Source organism: Nonomuraea sp. 3N208 (genome assembly GCF_052245935.1).
Classification (GTDB): domain Bacteria; phylum Actinomycetota; class Actinomycetes; order Streptosporangiales; family Streptosporangiaceae; genus Nonomuraea.
Genome location: NZ_JBQQBR010000029.1, coordinates 1 through 16321 on the forward strand (window position 1 = coordinate 1; position 16321 = coordinate 16321).

The window sequence follows — 16321 nt, forward strand, 5'->3', positions numbered from 1 at the left end:
CGTTGGGGCGGAGGTGGGGGCGGGGGAAGAGGTGTTGGTGGGGGCCGGGGGGGGGCTGGCGGTGGTGCCGGTCTGACCGCATCCGGCCAGCACCAGCGTTCCCAGCAGCGCGCCCGCGAAGGCCGTGCGTACGGGCCTCACGAGTAGTCCTTTCACACTGTCGGAACCGAGAGACCCGCGATGAGCGACGGATCACCCTTTTCCACGAGGGTTGATGGCGTCAGCGCAGAGGCAGGCGACCTGGCTATGACAGTTGCGGGACAGCGCCGGACTCGCACCGGACTTCGCTACGCACTGCGCGTCGGACAAACGCTATCAATCCTCCAAATGCCGGTGCCGTCAAGGGGCGAGTTGGGCCTCGGCCTCGGCGATGATCTGCTGCAGTCTGAGCCCATGGGCGGCGTCGAGAGGATGGCCGCCGCCGTTGCGCACAGTCGCGGCGAACTCCTCGGCGATCATCTCCAGGGGGTCGTCGTCGATGGGCAGGAGTACGGCGTTGCCGGTGCGCCCGTACACGGCGAACGTGGCGGGCGGCAGGTCGCCGACGGCGGCCATGCACAGGGACGCCTCGGAGACCGCGCCGCCCTCGTGCTCGAGCAGCAGGCCGGTCCAGCCGAGCGAGTTGCCGTGCGCACGCACGCCGGTCACCGGGCCGAGCGCGGCGTCCAGCAGGTCGATCACGTGCGGGCCGACGTCGAGCAGCGCGCCGCGCTTCAGTCGCCAGGGGGTGGCGAAGGGGTGGTCGCCGAGGAGTGCGCCGGAGATGTTCGCGGCGTGGCCGCCGAACGGCTGGATCTCGCCGCATCGGGCGAGGAAGGCACGGGTCTGGACGGCGTACCGCAGCGTGAGCACCATCTGGGAGGCCACGCCCGACTCCGCGACGGCGTCGGCCAGTCTCCTGGCGCCCTCCAGAGAGTCCGCGAGCGGCTTCTCCAGCAGCAGCGCCTTGCCCGCGCGGGCCGCGCGGGCGCCGAGCTCGGCCTGTACGGCCGGCGGCACGCAGAACGCCACGGCCTCGCAGACGTCGAACAGCTCCTCGACCCGCGCGAACACGGGCACGCCGAGCTCGGCCGCCGCCTCCGGACGCCGAGCCCATACGCCGGCCAGGCGCGTGTGCGGGCCCTTGGCCAGCATGGGCGCGTGCGCCATCCGGGCCCATGGCCCCGCCCCGATCAGCCCCACTGCCACCGGCTCCATGAAACCTCCCAAGGTCACCCTATTGGGCATACACCCCGCATCTGGTTCCCCGACCGGCCGGCCGCTCCACTGACCCGGCCCGCCCACCGGCGTCACTGCTGCTCGCGCCACCGCTGGACGGCGTGCTGGGGCCGGTGGGCCAGGGTGCCCGAGTCGATGACGAGGGTCTGGCCGGTGACGCAGCGGCTCTCGTCGCAGGCCAGGAACGCCACCAGGCTCGCCACGTCGTCCATCGTGCACGGCCAAGGGAGCAGGCGTTCCGCGGCTTTGTCGGCGAGCTGCTCCTGCGTCAGGGCGCGCTGGGCGGCCGGCGTCATCACAAGAGCGGGGGCGACGGCGTTGCAGCGGATACCGCGGGCGCCGTACGCGGTCGCGACGTAGCGGGTGAAGCCGATCAGGGCCGACTTGGAGGCACCGTAAGCGGCATGCACCGTGTCGCCGACCAGGGCGGACACCGACGACATGAGCACGATGGCGCCGCCGTCGGGCATGACAGGGACCGTGTGCTTGACCATGAGCATGGCGCCGCGCAGGTTCACCTCCATGGTGCGGTCCCAGACGGCCACGTCGAGCGTTTCGAGCTCGCGGTCGCGGCCGTACACGCCGGGGTCGAACGCGGCGGCGTTGGAGTGCAGCACGTCCACCCGGCCGAACGACGCCACCAGGATCGCGACCGCCTCCTCCACCTGCTTCTCGTCGGAGACGTCGCAGGTCAGCGCCATGGCCGTGCCACCGTGGGCGCGGATGGCGGCAGCCGTGGCCTTGGCGCCGGCCGCGCGCAGGTCCAGCACGCCGACGCAGGCGCCTTCTGCGGCCAGCCGGGTCGCGCAGGCCGCGCCGATCCCGGACCCGGCACCCGTCACCAGCGCGACGCGCCCGTCGAAGCGGCCGGTCACCACGCCACCCGCAGCGAGGTCAGGCCGCGGCCGACGATGGACTTCCTGAAGGCGATCGGCCGGCCGGGCACGAGCCGCAGGCCGGGCAGGCGGCGGCCGAGCACGTCGAGCGCGGCACGCAGTTGGAGGCGGCCGAGCGCGGCGCCCACGCAGAAGTGGATCCCGTAGCCGAAGACCATGTGGTCGGCGGCGTTCGGGCGGTCGATCCAGAACCGTTCGGGGTCGGGGAAGACGGTCTCGTCGTGGGCGGCGGAGTCGGTGGACAGCAGGACGAGGGCGCCTGCGGGGATCGTCACGCCATGGAGTGACATGTCCGTCGCGGCGTACCGGAAGGAGCCCAACGAGGCGCCGTCGATGCGCATGCACTCCTCGGCCGCGTTCGCGATCTGCTCCGGCGGCACCGGCCAGGCGTCCTCCCTGAGCAGGCGCAGGACGGTGTTGCCGAGCTGGTTCGGCACGGTGTCGTTGCCGCCGAGCAGGATCGTGGAGATCAGCTCGACCACCTCCCTGTGGGTCAGCTCGGCACCGATCAGCGAGGTCATCAGCGAGGTGAAGTCGTCCTGCGGATCCTTGGCGCGGGCGGCCACCAGGCGGTCCACGTAGTCGAGATAGGTCAGGAAGCTGTCGGCCAGCTCCAGCTGGCGCTGCGGCGGCTGCGGTGACAGGAAGAGCTGGAACCAGTCCTTGACGTGCGCCTGCACGAACGCCTCGTCGGACTCCGGCACCCCGATGAAGCGGGCGGTCAGCTTGATCGACGGCTCGTGCCCGATCTCGGCCACGAAGTCGGCCCCGCCCTGCGGCGCGATTCTGTCGAGGAGGTCCTCGTTGAGCGTCCGGAACGTGTCCTCCATGGCGGCGACCGCGCGCGGCGTGAACGCCCGCGACACCGACCGGCGCAGCCGGGTGTGGTCGGGCGGGTCCACGTTGGCGACGAAGCTGGACAGGAACGAGCCGTGCTCGCCCAGCTTCTCCCTGGTCTCCGCGGTCAGGCTGCGCGAGATCGTCAGCGAGCCCTTGGAGGAGAAGCGCCGCGGGTCACCGTAGGCCGCCCGCACGTCGGCGTAGCGGCTCAGGACGTACGCCTGGAGGTGCTCGCTCCAGAACACCGGCGACTCCGCACGGAGCCGGGCGAGGAACGCGTACGGGGCGGCGACGTGCCAGTCCGAGCTGACGTCGAAGTCCATGGTCACGTGAAGATCCTCCGCGGGTTGTCGACGAGCATCTGGTGGAGCTGGTCGTCCGTGACGCCCCTCTTGCGGAGCTCGGGCACGACGTCGCGGGAGATGTGGAGAAGGTGGTAGTTGGGGTGACGCTGCCGGACGACGTCGGCGTCGAATCGGTCGTTGAAGCAGTACGAGTCATGACCTAAGACCATTTTTCCGGCGTGTCCGCGCTCGCACATCGCCGCCACCACCGACACCCGCTGCTCGAACGGGCTGATCGTCTCGATCCCGAAGCGGTCCATGCCCAGGTAGGAGCCGCCCGCCACGAGCTCTTCGAGGTAGGCGAGGTCGCCGGAGTCCCCGGCGTGCCCGATCACCACTCGGCTCAGGTCGACCCCGAGCGAGGCGAGCAGGCGCTGCTGTTCGAGGCCGCCCTGGGCGGCGCTGTGGGAGTGCGTGGTGATCGGCGCGCCGGTCTCCAGATGCGCCTCGGCGACCGCCCTGAAGACCCGCTCGCAGCCCTTCATCATGCCGAGGTGGTCGGAGGCGCACTTGAGCATGGCGGCCTTGACGCCGGTCCGTCCGATGCCCTCGACGATGTCCCGTACGAAGAACTCCGCCAGCCGGTCGGGCCCGCCGAACAACGATCCAGGACCGCGGTTGCCGAAGTACGGCGGCAGCACGTCGTAGGTGTAGAGCCCGGTGGCGGCCACGATGTTCACGCTGGTCAGCTCGGCCACCCGCTGCACCGACGGGATGTGCCGGCCGAGACCGACCACGGTCAGGTCCACGATCGTGTCGATGCCCTCGGCCTTCAGCGCCTCCAGCTTGCCCGCCGCCTCCCGGGCCCGCGTCTCCAGGTCCCACCCCTCCGGGATGTCCGGCCAGTTCCACAGGATCTCCGGGCTCAGCCCGAAGACGTGCTCGTGCATGAGCGTCGCCCCGAGGTCGGCGACGGGGCCTCTCACGGTTTCAGGCACGGGAACCTCTCGTGCTCGAACGGCCGGTTCACCTCGAGCCCGACCCCATCGGTCTGCGTGTACGGCAGGCCGGTGTAGAGGGCGTCGGCGTCGAAGTAGGTGACGGTGAACGACAGCCGCGGGCTGTCGTGACGGTTGGCGGGCGCGCCGTGCACGGTCAGGGCGTGGTGCACGGTCGCGTCGCCGGCCTTGAGGTCGAGCGGCGGCGACACCTCCAGTTCCTTCAGCCACGGGTGCTGGCTGAGCTGGTCGTCCCCGGGCCGGGTGAAGCTGCGCCCGAGCAGGCCGTGGCGGTGCGATCCTTCATAGAACCTGAGCGAGCCCATGTCGGCGGGCACATCGGCCAGTGCCAGCCACACGGTCAGCATGGCCGAGCGGTCCATCGGCATCCAGGGGAAGTCCTGGTGGAACTCGGTGGCGCCATGCTCGCCCGCCTCCTTGACCAGGAGGTTGGTGACCTGCACGCGGACGGCCCGGACGCCGCGCAGCAGCCGGACGGCGTTGCGTCCCATCTGGGGGCTCATGGTCAGCGCGCCGAACATCTCGTCGCTCGCCGCGATGTCCCTCGACTGCCCGAACGCCTGGTCGACCAGCGTCTGCTTGCTCTTCGCCCGGCCGCTCAGATAGCCGGTGGCCCGCTCGCGCAGCTCGGCCGCGGTGCCGGGGTCGATGAGCCGGCCGAGCCGCACCCAGCCGTGTTCGTGGAAGAACGCCACCTCGTCGTCGGTGGCCTGGCGCACCGGGATCTCCATGGGCCCAGTCTCGCACCTAAAGCAAGCGCTTGGTAAGAGACGATTTGAGTAGCCCCTACTCATGCGCGTGGCCGCTGTCCGCCCCACCCTCGGGGTATGACCGCAGTTGAGACGTCCCCCACCACGGCCGGCTTCACCCGGAACGCCATGATCGTGTGCGCGGTGGCCGCGCCGCTCGCACTCGCCCTGTCGCTGCTGCTCGCCCCGAACGACGCCACCGCCGAGGGTGAGGCCTACATCCGGTCCTTCGTCGCCAACCTCGACGCCTATCCGCTCTGGAGCTGGGTCAGCGTTCTGAGCTTCGCCGCCATCGTCCCCATGATCCTGGCGGTGAGCAAGGTCGCCAGGTCGGGGCGGCCCGTGCTGGGCCTGGTCGGCATGATCCTCGCCTTCATCCTGGCGCTGCCGGTCGGCATGGACACCGACGACGTGATCTACGCGGCGGCCAAGATCGGGCTGGACGTGCCGACCACGAATCGGCTGGTGACGGAGATCAGCGAGGGGTTGCCGACCTCGGTGCTCGGGTTCTCGTTCTTCCTGAGCCTGCTGGGCTTCGTCCTGCTGGGTATCGCCGCCCTGCGCAGCGCCGCGCCGAAGTGGGCTTCCATCGCCATGATCGTGGCGCCGTTCCTCATCCCGATCGCTTGGATCGCCCAACTGGGCAACCTTGTGGCGGGCGCGGCTTGGCTCGTCTTCGCCGCCGCCGCGGGCGGCATCGCCCTCGCCCTGCCGCGCCCTTGACGGCTCAGCGCACCTGCTCCTCCAGCCAGGCCGTCAGGTGCGCCAGGCCGACCTCACCCTGTCTGACACCCTCCAGGAACTCCACTACGGTGGCGGGGTCCACCTTGGGGAGCGCGACGCCGTTGAACCCGCATGGCCTGCACATTCATGCAGATCACATGCGCTCCCATCGCTCGAGCCACTCACCGTCCCGCTCAAGCACCTCGTCGATGAACCGACGGGTGGCGGCACGTTCAGGGTCGAGGTCACGGCACGCACCGTAGTCGATCAACTCCTCCCTGCGCTGACATTTGCCGCATATGGTTTATCCCAAGCGCTTGCTTGACCACCTAGGAGGACATGTGCGGCGGTTCAGGTTCGGGGCTGTGGTGCGGGAGGCGGAGTCAGGGAAGGCGTGGGCCGAGAAGGCCAGGCGGCTGGAAGGGGCCGGGTTCGATGTGTTGCTGATCCCCGATCACCTGGTCGGGTCCCGGTTCGCGCCCATCGCGGCGCTGACCGCGGCCGCCTGCGCTACCGACCGGCTGCGGGTGGGGACGCTGGTGTTCGCCAACGACTTCAGGCATCCGGCGGTGCTGGCCAAGGAGGCGGCGACGCTCGATCTCCTGTCCGGCGGGCGGCTGGAGGTCGGGATCGGGACCGGCTGGATGGCGGGCGACTACGCCGGGGCCGGGATGGCGCTGGAGGCGCCCGCGGTGCGGGTGGAGCGGCTACGGGAGGCGGTCGCGGTGCTCAAGGGGCTCTGGGGGGACGGGGCGTTCGACTTCCGCGGCGACCACTATCGGATCGACGGGCTCGACCAGCAGCCCAAGCCCGTGCAGCGGCCGCATCCGCCCCTGCTGCTGGGCGGCGGCGGGCCGCGGGTGTTGCGGCTGGCGGCCGAGCAGGCCGACATCGTCAACATCGGGATGCGGGTGAGTCCGGACGGCAGCGGGCCCGACGTGCGGGACGGCGGTCTTGAGGCGTTCCTGGGCAAGCTCCGCCATGTCCGCGCGGCCGCCGGCGACCGCTACGCCCGCCTGGAGCTGGGCACGAGCGTGGTCCAGGCGGGCCGGCGGAAGGCGGAGGAGGCGTGGAGCGCGGCCGACAGCTCGTCACTGGACGAGACACCCCAGGTGCTCCTCGGTACGCAGCGCGAGATGGTCGACAAACTCCGTTATTGGCGGGATGAGCACGACATTTCGTACTTTGTCGTGCACCACGAGCGCGACCTCCCCGCCTTCGTCCCCGTCGTCGAGGAGCTCGCTACGGCACGAGGATGACCTTGCCCATGGTGTTCCTGCTCTCCAGCGCCTCGTGCGCCGCAGCGGCCCGGGCCAGGGGGAACGCCTGGACGGCGGGCGTGAGCGACCCGTCGGCCACCGCGTCGAGCGCCCGTGCTGACAGGTCGCCCACGCCACCCTCGCGGCCGAGCAGGTGAGCGATCCCCTCGTACACGGTCACGTCCCGCGCCGCGGCGTCCTCCTTGCCGGGGAAGAACCACTCGCCGGCGGCCGAGCCGAACACCACGAACCTGCCGCCCCGCCCGAGCAGCTCGTACGCCGCACGCCCGAGTTCGCCGCCGACGCCGTCAAAGACCACGGTGACCTCGCCGAACGCCTCCCGCACCAGCTTGTCCCACCCTGGCTGCCGGTAGTCCACGGCCAGGTCCGCCCCGAGTTCCTCGACCCGCGCCACCTTCGCGGGCCCGCCGGCCGCCCCGATCACGCGGGCGCCGGCACTGCGCGCGTACTGCACGAGCAGCGTCCCGATGCCGCCGGCCGCGGCCGTGGCCAGCACCACGTCAGACGCGCTCAAGGGTGCCAGCTCCAGCAGCCCGAACGTGGTGGCCCCCGTGGTGTTCATGGCCACCGCCGGACCGTAGTCCACGTGGCCGGGCAGCGTGGCCAGCGAGGAGGCGGGGGCCACGGCGAGCGAGGCGTACCCTCCCGAGGTCACGCCGGATGTCACCACCCGGCGTCCCACGAGCTCGGCGGGCACTCCCTCGCCCACGGACTCCACCACGCCGGCGACCTCAGTCCCCAGAACGGCGGGCAGCGGCGGCGCGGGGTGCGGGCCGACGGCCTGCCCCCGGCGCATGAGGGTCTCGATGAAGTGAAGCCCGACCGCGTGGACGGCAATGCGTGCGTCTCCCGGCCCGGGCGCCGGATCGGGAACGGTCTCAAGTCGGAGGTTGGTGGCGGGGCCGTATTCGTGCAGTCTGATCGCATCCATGGCCCTACCCTGCTACCTCAAGCTAGGTTGAGGTCAAGCGTGCCGGATGATGGAGTCCATGGACGAGATGCTGCTGCTCCGGCACGGTGAGACCGAATGGAGCAAGGCGGGCAAGCACACAGGACGTACTGACCTGCCTTTGACGGAGCACGGCGAGGAACAGGCCAGGGCGCTGGCGCCGCTGGTCAAGGAGGAGTCGTTCGACCTGGTGCTGGTCTCCCCCGCCCAGCGCGCGCGACGGACGGCGGAGCTGGCCGGGCTGGCGGCCTACGAGGTGGATCCGGACTTGTGGGAGTGGGACTACGGCGGGTACGAGGGCATCACCACGTTGAAGATCCGCGAGACCCGGCCCGGCTGGTACCTGTGGCGTGACGGCGTGATCCCCGGCGACGCCGAGCACCCCGGCGAGAGCGCCGCCCAGGTGGCCGCCCGCGCCGACCGGGTGATCGCGCGGGCCATGGCGGTCGAGGGGCGGGTGGCGCTGGTCGCGCACGGGCACTTCCTGCGGGTCCTGGCCGCTCGCTGGCTAGGTCTGGGGCCCGCGGAGGGCCGGCTGCTCAAGCTGGAGACCGGCACGTATTCGCGGCTCGGGTTCGAGCACGCCGAACCTGTGCTCCTGACCTGGAACGCGCCCCTCAACTCACCTTAGAGCGCAGCGCCGACTCGTGCAGCGCGCGGCTGACCAGCCAGCCGCGTAACGAGCCGAGACTCGGGTCATACGCCAGGGGCTGCTCCCACAGGGCGACGAACACGCTCTGGGTGATCTCCTCGGCGTACTCCTGGCTTCCGGTGATCTTTGCGGCGACCCCGTACACGTGCGGACCGTGCTGATCGTAGGCGTCGGCCAGCGCGTCCAGGTCCCCTGCCGTCAGACGGGCACACAGCTCCATGTCAGTGTTCATTGGCCTCACTCCGCGAGGCGGGCTCGGTCGCCATACGCCGCCGCCTTCCTCCGCTCTGGTCGCTTCGCTCCCGCCGCTCCTCCAGGCGACGGCACTCCCTCGCCATCAATCGCACCCCAGCGTCGCGGCGGCACGGATCAGGTCGCGGGCGAGGGCGGGGTCGCCCTCGGCGGCGTACGGGAAGGAGTCCGGCGGCCATCGGTTGGCCAGCAGCCGGCAGAAGCCCACCGCGTCGGCCGAGATCAGCACGGCGACGTGGTCCGAGGTGGGCGAGAGCGGGATCGTCCAGGTGCCGCCGCCGGGCCCGGTCAGCACGATCGTCGCCGAGACGTCGCGGCGCGGCCCCTTCAGCGCGCGCGGCAGCAGCGCCAGGCCGAACTCGGCGATCATGTGCACGTGCTCGTCGCGCGGCGCGGACTTGGAGCCGCCGGTGGCGGCCCTGATGTCGTCGGTGTGGGTCCAGGTCTCGAACGTGCGCTGGATCATGGCGTGGCGCAGCGGCGCGCGGGCCGGCCGCGCCCCCGCCAGGGTCACCTCGACGCCGAGCAGGACCTCGTTGCTGGAGGAGACACGTTCGAGCAGGTTGCCCGCCTGCTCGCGCCAGCGCCGGTGCACCGTCGCGGCGCCGGCCTCGGGCGCGCCCACGAAGTGGGCGATGGCGGCGTCGTTGGCCGCCAGGTGCTCGACCATGCCCCTGACCGTGCCGTGCTTGGCGACCGGGGCGTCCCATTGGGCCAGGCTCAGCTCGGCCAGCAGGTCGTCCATGATCGCGACCTGCTCGGCGTACGGCACCGCCACGGACGCCACCTCCACCAGAGCCGGGCTGCGGCGGCGGCGCGCCTTGGACATCACCGCCTCGCGCAGCGTGGGCGGTGGAGCGAGCGCGGTGTCCGGATGGTCGAGCAGCGCGATGGCGGCGCTGCATTCAGGGCACGACGCGACGTGATCGTCGGGGTTCTGCCCGTTGTAGAGGTATGGATCCGTCATGGCCACCTCCGCAGCCGACGCTAGCCCGGCAGGGCCCCTGGCGCCAGGCGGCAGCCGGGGAACGGTGCCAGAAGCGTCTCACGCCACGGGCCGTCAAGGTAGTCGCGAGCCCGTTTTCCCCAGTCCAGCAGCCGGGAATCCGGCGCGACCTCGTCGTCGAGGCCGAGGGCGGCGTCGCGGGCCCGCTGAGTGGCCAGGTGGTCGTCGAGCGAGACGGCCCACAAGGTGACCACCTCGGTGTCGCAGAACAGCACCTCGTACAGGCCGACCAGGGTGTGGCCGTGCTCGGCGAGCAGCGGGGCGCGCTCGGCGCGGACCGCGTCGAGATAGTCGAGCGCGGCGCCGGGGCGGACCCGGGCGCTCTCGAAGAGGTAGAGCTCGGCGGCTGGGGCCTCGGCCAGCGGCGGGCAGCCGGGCGCGGCGCCGAGCGGCCGCGAGAACGCGGAGAAGCGCAGGTCGTCGATGTCGGACAGGAACAGGCGGGAGTCGACCCCCTGGTAGATCTCCATCATCTGCCGCCAGCCGCCCTCCCAGCCGCCGTGGCAGTCCCAGAGCGTGACGGCCTTGAACTGCGGGTGGCCGGTGATGCCGACGGCGTAAAAGGCGCCGACGAGGTCGATCTCGCGGGACCTGATGGAGGTGCCGGAGGTGAGCTCGGGAGCGGCGCGGGTCTCGTCCTCCCGTTTGTACGTGGTCAGCCAGGTCAGGTACTCCAGCGGCCGCCTGGAGTTCATCGGCCTGAAGTCGACCTCCTCGAGCAGGTGGATCGCGCGCCGCACCACGCCTCCTCTACCAAGCGGTTGCTTGGCATGAGGATAGCGATCAGGCCAGCGCTTGGGAAGGCTGCGGTCCCCGGCCGGTGAGCCACTCCAGCACCCTGCGGTGCCCGGAGGTGGCGTCTTCGAAGTGGCCCCAGTGCCAGTACCGCGGCTGGTCCCGGATGCCGGTCACCCACGTCCGGTAGGAGACGGAGGCGCCCGTCGTCGTCGGCGCCACGCCATAAGTGCGAATCACGACCTTGCCGCCCGGCGCGAACAGCACGTCGTCGGCGATCGGATACAGGGTCATCTGGTCGAGCATGACCTGAATCCTGACCTGAGCACGAGGCCGGGCGGTTACGCCTCCGGCGCACCCCCGTTAAGCAGGCGCGCCGGAGGTTAACATGGTGTTACACGAGGAGGCCGTCGAATTCTCCGTCCTTCACGCCGAGCACCAGGGCCCGGATCTCGTCACGGGTGTAGATGAGGGCAGGGCCGTCGGGGAAGCGCGAGTTGCGCACCGCGATGCCGCCGTCGGGAAGCTGCGCAAGCTCCACGCAGTTGCCCTGCGAGTTGCTGTAGCGGCTCTTGCGCCACGCGACCTGCGTCAGATCGGTCGCCGGCATGCCGTTGTAGGTCTGGTTCATCTAAATCTTTCTGAGAAGACCGCCGATGAGCTCGACGGTGCCTCCTGGCGTGGTGCTCTCCACGCACAGCTGCTCCATGGCCGTGAGGTAAGGATCGACGTCCTCACGCTTGTCCAGGTACAGGGCACCCCAGAGTTGCTCGACGTAGACAACGTCCGACAAGTCGGACTCGGGAAACCGCAAGATGCTGAACGCACCCCCCTCAGCGGCGTGCTTGCCGAACCTGAAGGGCATCACCTGAATGGTGATGTTGGGCAGGGCAGCGACCTCCAGCAGATGCTGGAGCTGTTCGCGCATGACCTCCCGCCCGCCGATGGTCCGCATGAGCGCCGCCTCGTCGATGACGGCCCACAACCGGGGTCCGTCTTTCTGGCTGAAGCGCTCCTGACGCTGCATGCGCATATGCACGCGACGTTCGATTCTGTCGGGACCCGCATCGGGGTGGCCCAGCTTGAAGACCGATCGCGCATACGAGGCCGTCTGCAGCAGGCCCGGCACGAACTGCACCTCATAGGTGCGCACCACGCTCGCCGCCTCTTCCAGGCCCACGTAAGTGGTGAACCACGCGGGCAGCTCGGCCGAGTACTTGTGCCACCATCCGGGGGTGTTGGCCTCGCGAACCATCTCCAGCAGGGCTCGGCGCTCGGCATCGTCGACGACGCCGTACAGGGTGAGAAGGTCTTCCACGTCACGTGTCTTGAATCCGACGCGGCCGAGCTCCATACGGCTGATCTTGGACTCGGACGCCCGGATGTGGAATCCGGCCTGTGCCCGGTCGAGCCCGCTGGCTTCACGCAGGCGCCTCAGGCTCGCCCCCAACATGATGCGCCGAACGGTCGAACCGGAACCGGGCGGATCAATGGACACGTGCTGCTCCTTGGTCGTTTCCTTGCGACACAGTCTGTCACTTCACGGCCGAAAGATCATGGCCGCGGACAAGATCCCCTTTCCCCCATATTGACCATTTGATGGCAACCGTAGCGTGTGCACGGATTGTCTGCACGTGCATTCGCCCTTGCACCTGCACGAGAGATTGCCGCAGAATGATCAACGTGCAATCCACCACGGCGCCGCCAAGCCAATGGACCACGTTCGATTGGTGGCCCCCGGTCGGCTGGTGGCCGGAGGCGGCACGCGATCTGCTGGTCCACGGGCCTTACGCGAGCGCCACGTTCGTGCTCCCGCCCACGCCGTCCTCGGTCCACTCCGCTCGCAGCTTCACCGTCGGCTCGCTGACGGGATGGGGGCTGGCCGAGCTGGTGGAGAACATGGAGCTGGTGGTCTCGGAGCTGGCGACCAACGCGCTGCGCCATGGCCTGCGTCTGACCGGGCGGCGCCGCGACTGCCCCGTCCACATGTCCCTCGTCCGCCACGGGCCTCTGGTGACCTGCGCCTTCACCGATCCAGGCTCATCGGTGCCGGTGCTGCGCTACCCTGGGCCCCTGGACACCGGTGGCCTCGGACTCCACATCGTCGAATCACTCAGCCACCGCTGGGGCTGGTCGGCGCTGGCGCCTCACGGGAAGATCGTCTGGGCAGTCCTCTCCTGACCGGGGGTGATCTGCATTACCGTGGATGGCCATGGCTCACGGTGAGTCCCGCGTGCGACCCCATGAGAGTGCTGACGGATGGAAGATCACCTGCTCGGCTGGCTACGAACACTAGACGAAGACAGGCTTGCCCGCACCCTGGCGAACAGGCCCGACGCCATCGCCGCGCCGTGGCCGCGACGGCTCGACACGCTCGCCCAGCGCCTCGGCAACGGATTCGCCGTGATGGAGACGCTGCAGCGGCTGCCGCTGCCCTGCCTGCAGCTGGCCGAGGCGGCGCTGGCCATGCGCGAGCCCACCGCCGAACGGCTTGCGGCCTTCGTCGACGCGCCGGCCGATGACGTGACCGGCTGGCTGGAGCACCTCTACGACCACGCGCTCGCCTGGCCTGGCGAGAGCGGCGTGATCCACCTGGCGGAGGGGGTCACGCGCTGGTGGGCCGCGCCGCTCGGCCTCGGCGAGCCGCTCGACCACTACCTCAACTCCTGGACGATCAGCAACGACGCGCTGCGCGGGCTCGCCCGCAACCTCGGCCTGCCCGCCCAGGGCCACAAACGCCGCACGATCGCCCGCGTGGCCGAGACACTCGGCGACGCCGAGCGGATCATGGCGCTGACCCAGAGCGCCCCCGCCGGCACCACCGCGTTGCTCGACCGGTTCGCCTGGGAGGGGCCCGCGCTGCCCGTGGACGGCGGCAGGTTCGTCACGCCCGGCACGCCGGAAAAGTGGTGCGCCGACCACGGCCTGCTCTTCCGGCCCAGCTGGCACGTGGCGGAGATCCCCCGCGAGGTGGCCCTCCGCCTGCGCGGCCCCGGCTACCACCCGCCCTTCACGCCCGCGGCGCCCGAGGTCGCCACGATCCCGGTCGATCCCGAAGAGGTCGACCACCTGATGACGCTGGCCGCGCCGCACGTGGTCGAGCGGTGCGCCGCCCTGCTCGACAACACCTCCAAGACACCCCTGCCGCTGCTGAAGACCGGCGGCGTGGGCGTGCGGGAGGTACGCAGGGTGGCCAAGGAGACCGGCTGCGACGAGGACGAGACCCGGCTGCTGCTGGAGGTCTGCGCGGTGGCCAGACTGCTGGCCTGGGACGAGTCCGCCGGCGGCCTGGTGCCGACGGAGCGCTTCGATCGGTGGCGGCTGGACGAGGGCGCGGCCCGGCTGCGGGTGCTTCTGTCGGCGTGGTGGCGCATGGAGCGCTCATCGCTCCGCAAGATCGACGGCAAGTACGGCACCGTACTCGGCGACGACCCCGCGGGCAGCGCCGTGGCCCGGGTGCGCCGGGCGGTGTTGCCGGTCCTGGCCTGCCTGCCCGCCGGCACGGCGTTCGCCGACCGCGACAGCCTCATCGCGAGCGTGCACTGGCACGCGCCGCTGATCGACCGTCAGCTGCTGCTGGACTGTGCCCCGGCGGTGCTGGACGAGGCCAGGCTGCTCGGCCTGGTGGCCAACGACGCGCTGACCGATCTCGGCAGGGCGCTGTCGGGTCTCACTGCCCGGCCCGGGGACGAGAACGACGAGTCCGTGCCCATGGTCGAGCACGATCCCGTACTTGCCGAGGTGTCCACGCGGGCGCTGGCGAGCGTGCGCAGGAGCGCGTTGTTCGGCCCTGACCTGACGGCCGTGGTGACCGGCCCGCCGTCGGCGGAGCTGGCGGCGCTGCTCGACAGGGTCGCCGAGCGCGAGTCGCGGGGCGCCGCCTCGGTGTGGCGCTTCACCGCAGAGAGCGTGCGCCGGGCGCTCGACCGCGGTTACGATGCCGACGACCTGCTCGACGAGCTGGCCGCGGTGGGCACGATCCCGCAGCCGCTCGAATACCTCGTGCGCGACACCGCGCGCCGGCACGGCGAGGTGACGGTCACCACGGTCGGCTGCGTCATCCAGGCCGGCGATCCCGGCCTGCTCGCCGAGATCGCCACACACCGGCGGCTGACCCGGCTCGGCCTGCGTCTGCTGGCCCCCACCGTGCTGGTGAGCGCGGCCGAGGCCGAGCGGACGCTGGCCGCGCTGCGCGAGGCCGGCTACGCGCCGGTGCCCGTCTCCGACACCGGCGAGATCACCATCCACCGGGTCAGGGCCGCGGAGCTCGCCGAGAGCGAGGAGCAGAACAACGGCAAGCTGATCCTGCTGCCCGGAGGCCAGGTGGCCGAGTTCTCTGCACTGCGCGAGCTGGAGCCGCCGGCTCACCTGCTGGCCGAGCCGCCGCCCGACCCGGGCGAGCACGCCCGCCGGCTGATCGCCGCCAACCGGGCCGAGGCCGACAAGAGCGGCCGCACCTGGGCGATCATCGGCAGGATGGCGACCCGGTTGCCGACGGCGCAGCAGTCGCTGCTGGGCTTCGTGGTGGACCGGGGCGTGCGGGCCGGCATCACGCTCACCGACGGGTTGACCGCCACGATCAGCCACGGCGAGCTCAAGGGCGGCGCGCTCGACGCCTGGTGCGAAGAGGCAGGCGACTACCTGGAGTTCCCTCTCGCCGAGATCGTCGAGGTCAGAGGAGCTTTTTAGCCTTCTTCAGATTCGCCACGAGGGCCTCGAGGAAGTCCGCGTACCCCTGATAGCTGTAGGGCGCCTCGGCGTTCCACGGGTAGAGCTGGCCGGCCTTGACGGCGGGGAGCTTGGCGAAGGTGGGCTTCTTCATCATCTCCTCGGGCTTGAGCGCCTGGGTCCGGGTGTCGTAGAGGATGACGTCGGCCTCGTACTCGTCGGCGTTCTCCCAGCTCAGCGTCTGGAAGAAGCCGCCCTCGTCGACCTTGGACGGGGTGACCACGTTCAGCCCGGCCTGGGTGAGGTGGACGATGTCCGGGTACTCGGGCGGGTTGACCACCCAGAAGGCGTCCACGCCGCCCGACGCCATGAGGATCTTGAGGTCCTTGAACTGGGCGAGCTCCTTGGTGGCGGCCTCCATGCGGGCCTTGGCCTCGGGCACACCCGCCATGTCGGCGCCGAGGGACTTGGCCAGCTCCTCGTACGTGCCGATCACCTCGGTGGCGCTCTTGCCGGTGAGCATGATGCCGGCGGTCGGGGCGACCTGCTCGATGGTGTCCTTGGACTTCTCGGGCACGTACCAGAGGGTGCCCTTGATGTACATGCTGCTGACCAGGAGGTCCGGCTGGAGGGCGATGTACTGCTCGACGTTGAACTCGTCCCACACGTTGCCCAGGCCCTGGACCTTGGTGATGTCGACGTTGCCGACCTGCGGGTCCTTGCTGCCGTCCTTGAGCTTGTGGGGGCCGAACACCGCGATGGGGCGCACGCCGAAGTCCCACAGGGCGGCGGCCGCGCCGACCTGGGCCACGATCCTGGAGGGGACCTTGGGCTGCTCGATCTTCTTGTCGCGGTCGTCGGTGAACGACCAGCCCTGAGCCGCGGGGGCGGTGGAACCGGCCGGGGCAGGCGTCTGCGTGCCACCGTCGTCACCGCACGCCGCCAGTGTCACGGCCGCCGCGAGTCCTGCCGTGGCCGACAGGAAGCCCCTGCGTGCCAGCACCGGTCCCGACATGGTCATCTCCTAAGGTTAGGCTTGCCTTCTTACAA

The 16321-nt window shown here is 70.6% G+C and carries 19 protein-coding genes; 5 read left to right on the plus strand and 14 right to left on the minus strand.

Going from position 1 to position 16321, the window contains the following annotated elements; all coding sequences use genetic code 11:
- Positions 1 to 339: 339 nt before the first annotated feature.
- The 5 genes from ACTWPT_RS37075 to ACTWPT_RS37095 form a co-directional block, all read right to left on the minus strand.
- Positions 340 to 1197 (minus strand): Gfo/Idh/MocA family protein, encoded by an 858-nt coding sequence (locus tag ACTWPT_RS37075; RefSeq protein ID WP_443182187.1) that lies wholly within the window; start codon positions 1195 to 1197, stop codon positions 340 to 342.
- Between the two features lie 92 nt (positions 1198 to 1289).
- The gene (locus ACTWPT_RS37080) at positions 1290 to 2093 is read right to left on the minus strand and encodes an SDR family NAD(P)-dependent oxidoreductase (RefSeq protein WP_443182188.1); all 804 of its coding nucleotides are present in this window, start codon (positions 2091 to 2093) and stop codon (positions 1290 to 1292) included.
- Positions 2090 to 3277, minus strand: a complete 1188-nt coding sequence (locus tag ACTWPT_RS37085; protein WP_443182321.1) for a cytochrome P450 — start codon at positions 3275 to 3277, stop codon at positions 2090 to 2092. Before ACTWPT_RS37085 ends, ACTWPT_RS37080 begins: the two co-directional genes overlap by 4 nt.
- A gap of 2 nt (positions 3278 to 3279) precedes the next feature.
- Positions 3280 to 4236, minus strand: coding sequence for a phosphotriesterase family protein (locus tag ACTWPT_RS37090; RefSeq protein ID WP_443182189.1), 957 nt, complete (start codon positions 4234 to 4236; stop codon positions 3280 to 3282).
- Positions 4221 to 4988 (minus strand): phytanoyl-CoA dioxygenase family protein, encoded by a 768-nt coding sequence (locus ACTWPT_RS37095; protein ID WP_443182190.1) that lies wholly within the window; start codon positions 4986 to 4988, stop codon positions 4221 to 4223. The genes ACTWPT_RS37090 and ACTWPT_RS37095 overlap by 16 nt, the downstream gene beginning before the upstream one ends.
- Positions 4989 to 5084: 96 nt before the next feature.
- Here ACTWPT_RS37095 and ACTWPT_RS37100 point away from each other — a divergent pair, with 96 nt between their 5' ends.
- Entirely contained in the window at positions 5085 to 5729 is a 645-nt protein-coding gene (locus ACTWPT_RS37100; RefSeq protein WP_443182191.1) for a hypothetical protein, read from the plus strand.
- A gap of 4 nt (positions 5730 to 5733) precedes the next feature.
- Here the strand turns inward: ACTWPT_RS37100 and ACTWPT_RS37105 are convergent, their stop codons facing one another.
- Complete coding sequence (locus tag ACTWPT_RS37105; protein WP_443182192.1) at positions 5734 to 5874, minus strand: hypothetical protein; 141 nt, start codon at positions 5872 to 5874, stop codon at positions 5734 to 5736.
- A gap of 196 nt (positions 5875 to 6070) precedes the next feature.
- On the opposite strand from ACTWPT_RS37105, the gene ACTWPT_RS37110 reads away from it, so the two are divergent.
- Entirely contained in the window at positions 6071 to 6988 is a 918-nt protein-coding gene (locus ACTWPT_RS37110) for a TIGR03621 family F420-dependent LLM class oxidoreductase (protein WP_443182193.1), read from the plus strand.
- On the opposite strand, the gene ACTWPT_RS37115 is transcribed toward ACTWPT_RS37110, so the two are convergent.
- Positions 6972 to 7940 (minus strand): zinc-binding dehydrogenase, encoded by a 969-nt coding sequence (locus tag ACTWPT_RS37115; RefSeq protein WP_443182194.1) that lies wholly within the window; start codon positions 7938 to 7940, stop codon positions 6972 to 6974. The genes ACTWPT_RS37110 and ACTWPT_RS37115 overlap by 17 nt on opposite strands.
- 58 nt (positions 7941 to 7998) lie before the next feature.
- On the opposite strand from ACTWPT_RS37115, the gene ACTWPT_RS37120 reads away from it, so the two are divergent.
- Entirely contained in the window at positions 7999 to 8589 is a 591-nt protein-coding gene (locus ACTWPT_RS37120; RefSeq protein WP_443182195.1) for a histidine phosphatase family protein, read from the plus strand.
- On the opposite strand, the gene ACTWPT_RS37125 is transcribed toward ACTWPT_RS37120, so the two are convergent.
- The 6 genes from ACTWPT_RS37125 to ACTWPT_RS37150 form a co-directional block, all read right to left on the minus strand.
- Complete coding sequence (locus ACTWPT_RS37125) at positions 8576 to 8842, minus strand: RNA polymerase sigma factor (RefSeq protein WP_443182196.1); 267 nt, start codon at positions 8840 to 8842, stop codon at positions 8576 to 8578. The two genes, ACTWPT_RS37120 and ACTWPT_RS37125, sit on opposite strands and share 14 nt — an antisense overlap.
- 105 nt (positions 8843 to 8947) lie before the next feature.
- Complete coding sequence (locus ACTWPT_RS37130) at positions 8948 to 9829, minus strand: hypothetical protein (RefSeq protein ID WP_443182197.1); 882 nt, start codon at positions 9827 to 9829, stop codon at positions 8948 to 8950.
- Positions 9830 to 9849: 20 nt separating this feature from the next.
- Positions 9850 to 10608, minus strand: coding sequence for a hypothetical protein (locus tag ACTWPT_RS37135; protein WP_443182198.1), 759 nt, complete (start codon positions 10606 to 10608; stop codon positions 9850 to 9852).
- Between the two features lie 43 nt (positions 10609 to 10651).
- Positions 10652 to 10909 (minus strand): hypothetical protein, encoded by a 258-nt coding sequence (locus ACTWPT_RS37140; RefSeq protein ID WP_305924687.1) that lies wholly within the window; start codon positions 10907 to 10909, stop codon positions 10652 to 10654.
- Between the two features lie 88 nt (positions 10910 to 10997).
- The gene (locus ACTWPT_RS37145) at positions 10998 to 11234 is read right to left on the minus strand and encodes a DUF397 domain-containing protein (protein WP_138670671.1); all 237 of its coding nucleotides are present in this window, start codon (positions 11232 to 11234) and stop codon (positions 10998 to 11000) included.
- Complete coding sequence (locus tag ACTWPT_RS37150; protein WP_443182322.1) at positions 11235 to 12056, minus strand: helix-turn-helix domain-containing protein; 822 nt, start codon at positions 12054 to 12056, stop codon at positions 11235 to 11237.
- Between the two features lie 221 nt (positions 12057 to 12277).
- Between ACTWPT_RS37150 and ACTWPT_RS37155 the strand changes: the two genes are divergently transcribed.
- A complete protein-coding gene (locus tag ACTWPT_RS37155; RefSeq protein ID WP_443182199.1) occupies positions 12278 to 12784 on the plus strand; it encodes an ATP-binding protein in 507 nt (168 codons plus the stop codon).
- 78 nt (positions 12785 to 12862) lie between these two features.
- Entirely contained in the window at positions 12863 to 15292 is a 2430-nt protein-coding gene (locus ACTWPT_RS37160) for a helicase-associated domain-containing protein (RefSeq protein ID WP_443182200.1), read from the plus strand.
- Here ACTWPT_RS37160 and ACTWPT_RS37165 read toward each other — a convergent pair.
- The gene (locus tag ACTWPT_RS37165) at positions 15276 to 16292 is read right to left on the minus strand and encodes an ABC transporter substrate-binding protein (protein WP_443182201.1); all 1017 of its coding nucleotides are present in this window, start codon (positions 16290 to 16292) and stop codon (positions 15276 to 15278) included. The genes ACTWPT_RS37160 and ACTWPT_RS37165 overlap by 17 nt on opposite strands.
- Between the last annotated feature and the right edge of the window lie 29 nt (positions 16293 to 16321).

Bases quoted from the DNA above. Each gene is read 5' to 3' on its own strand.
- ACTWPT_RS37075 (WP_443182187.1), bottom strand. From the start codon at position 1,197: ATGGAGCCGGTGGCAGTGGGGCTGATCGGGGCGGGGCCATGGGCCCGG.
- ACTWPT_RS37085 (WP_443182321.1), bottom strand. From the start codon at position 3,277: ATGGACTTCGACGTCAGCTCGGACTGGCACGTCGCCGCCCCGTACGCG.
- ACTWPT_RS37095 (WP_443182190.1), bottom strand. From the start codon at position 4,988: ATGGAGATCCCGGTGCGCCAGGCCACCGACGACGAGGTGGCGTTCTTC.
- ACTWPT_RS37100 (WP_443182191.1), top strand. From the start codon at position 5,085: ATGACCGCAGTTGAGACGTCCCCCACCACGGCCGGCTTCACCCGGAAC.
- ACTWPT_RS37105 (WP_443182192.1), bottom strand. From the start codon at position 5,874: ATGTGCAGGCCATGCGGGTTCAACGGCGTCGCGCTCCCCAAGGTGGAC.
- ACTWPT_RS37115 (WP_443182194.1), bottom strand. From the start codon at position 7,940: ATGGATGCGATCAGACTGCACGAATACGGCCCCGCCACCAACCTCCGA.
- ACTWPT_RS37120 (WP_443182195.1), top strand. From the start codon at position 7,999: ATGGACGAGATGCTGCTGCTCCGGCACGGTGAGACCGAATGGAGCAAG.
- ACTWPT_RS37125 (WP_443182196.1), bottom strand. From the start codon at position 8,842: ATGAACACTGACATGGAGCTGTGTGCCCGTCTGACGGCAGGGGACCTG.
- ACTWPT_RS37130 (WP_443182197.1), bottom strand. From the start codon at position 9,829: ATGACGGATCCATACCTCTACAACGGGCAGAACCCCGACGATCACGTC.
- ACTWPT_RS37140 (WP_305924687.1), bottom strand. From the start codon at position 10,909: ATGCTCGACCAGATGACCCTGTATCCGATCGCCGACGACGTGCTGTTC.
- ACTWPT_RS37145 (WP_138670671.1), bottom strand. From the start codon at position 11,234: ATGAACCAGACCTACAACGGCATGCCGGCGACCGATCTGACGCAGGTC.
- ACTWPT_RS37150 (WP_443182322.1), bottom strand. From the start codon at position 12,056: ATGTTGGGGGCGAGCCTGAGGCGCCTGCGTGAAGCCAGCGGGCTCGAC.
- ACTWPT_RS37155 (WP_443182199.1), top strand. From the start codon at position 12,278: ATGATCAACGTGCAATCCACCACGGCGCCGCCAAGCCAATGGACCACG.
- ACTWPT_RS37160 (WP_443182200.1), top strand. From the start codon at position 12,863: ATGGAAGATCACCTGCTCGGCTGGCTACGAACACTAGACGAAGACAGG.
- ACTWPT_RS37165 (WP_443182201.1), bottom strand. From the start codon at position 16,292: ATGACCATGTCGGGACCGGTGCTGGCACGCAGGGGCTTCCTGTCGGCC.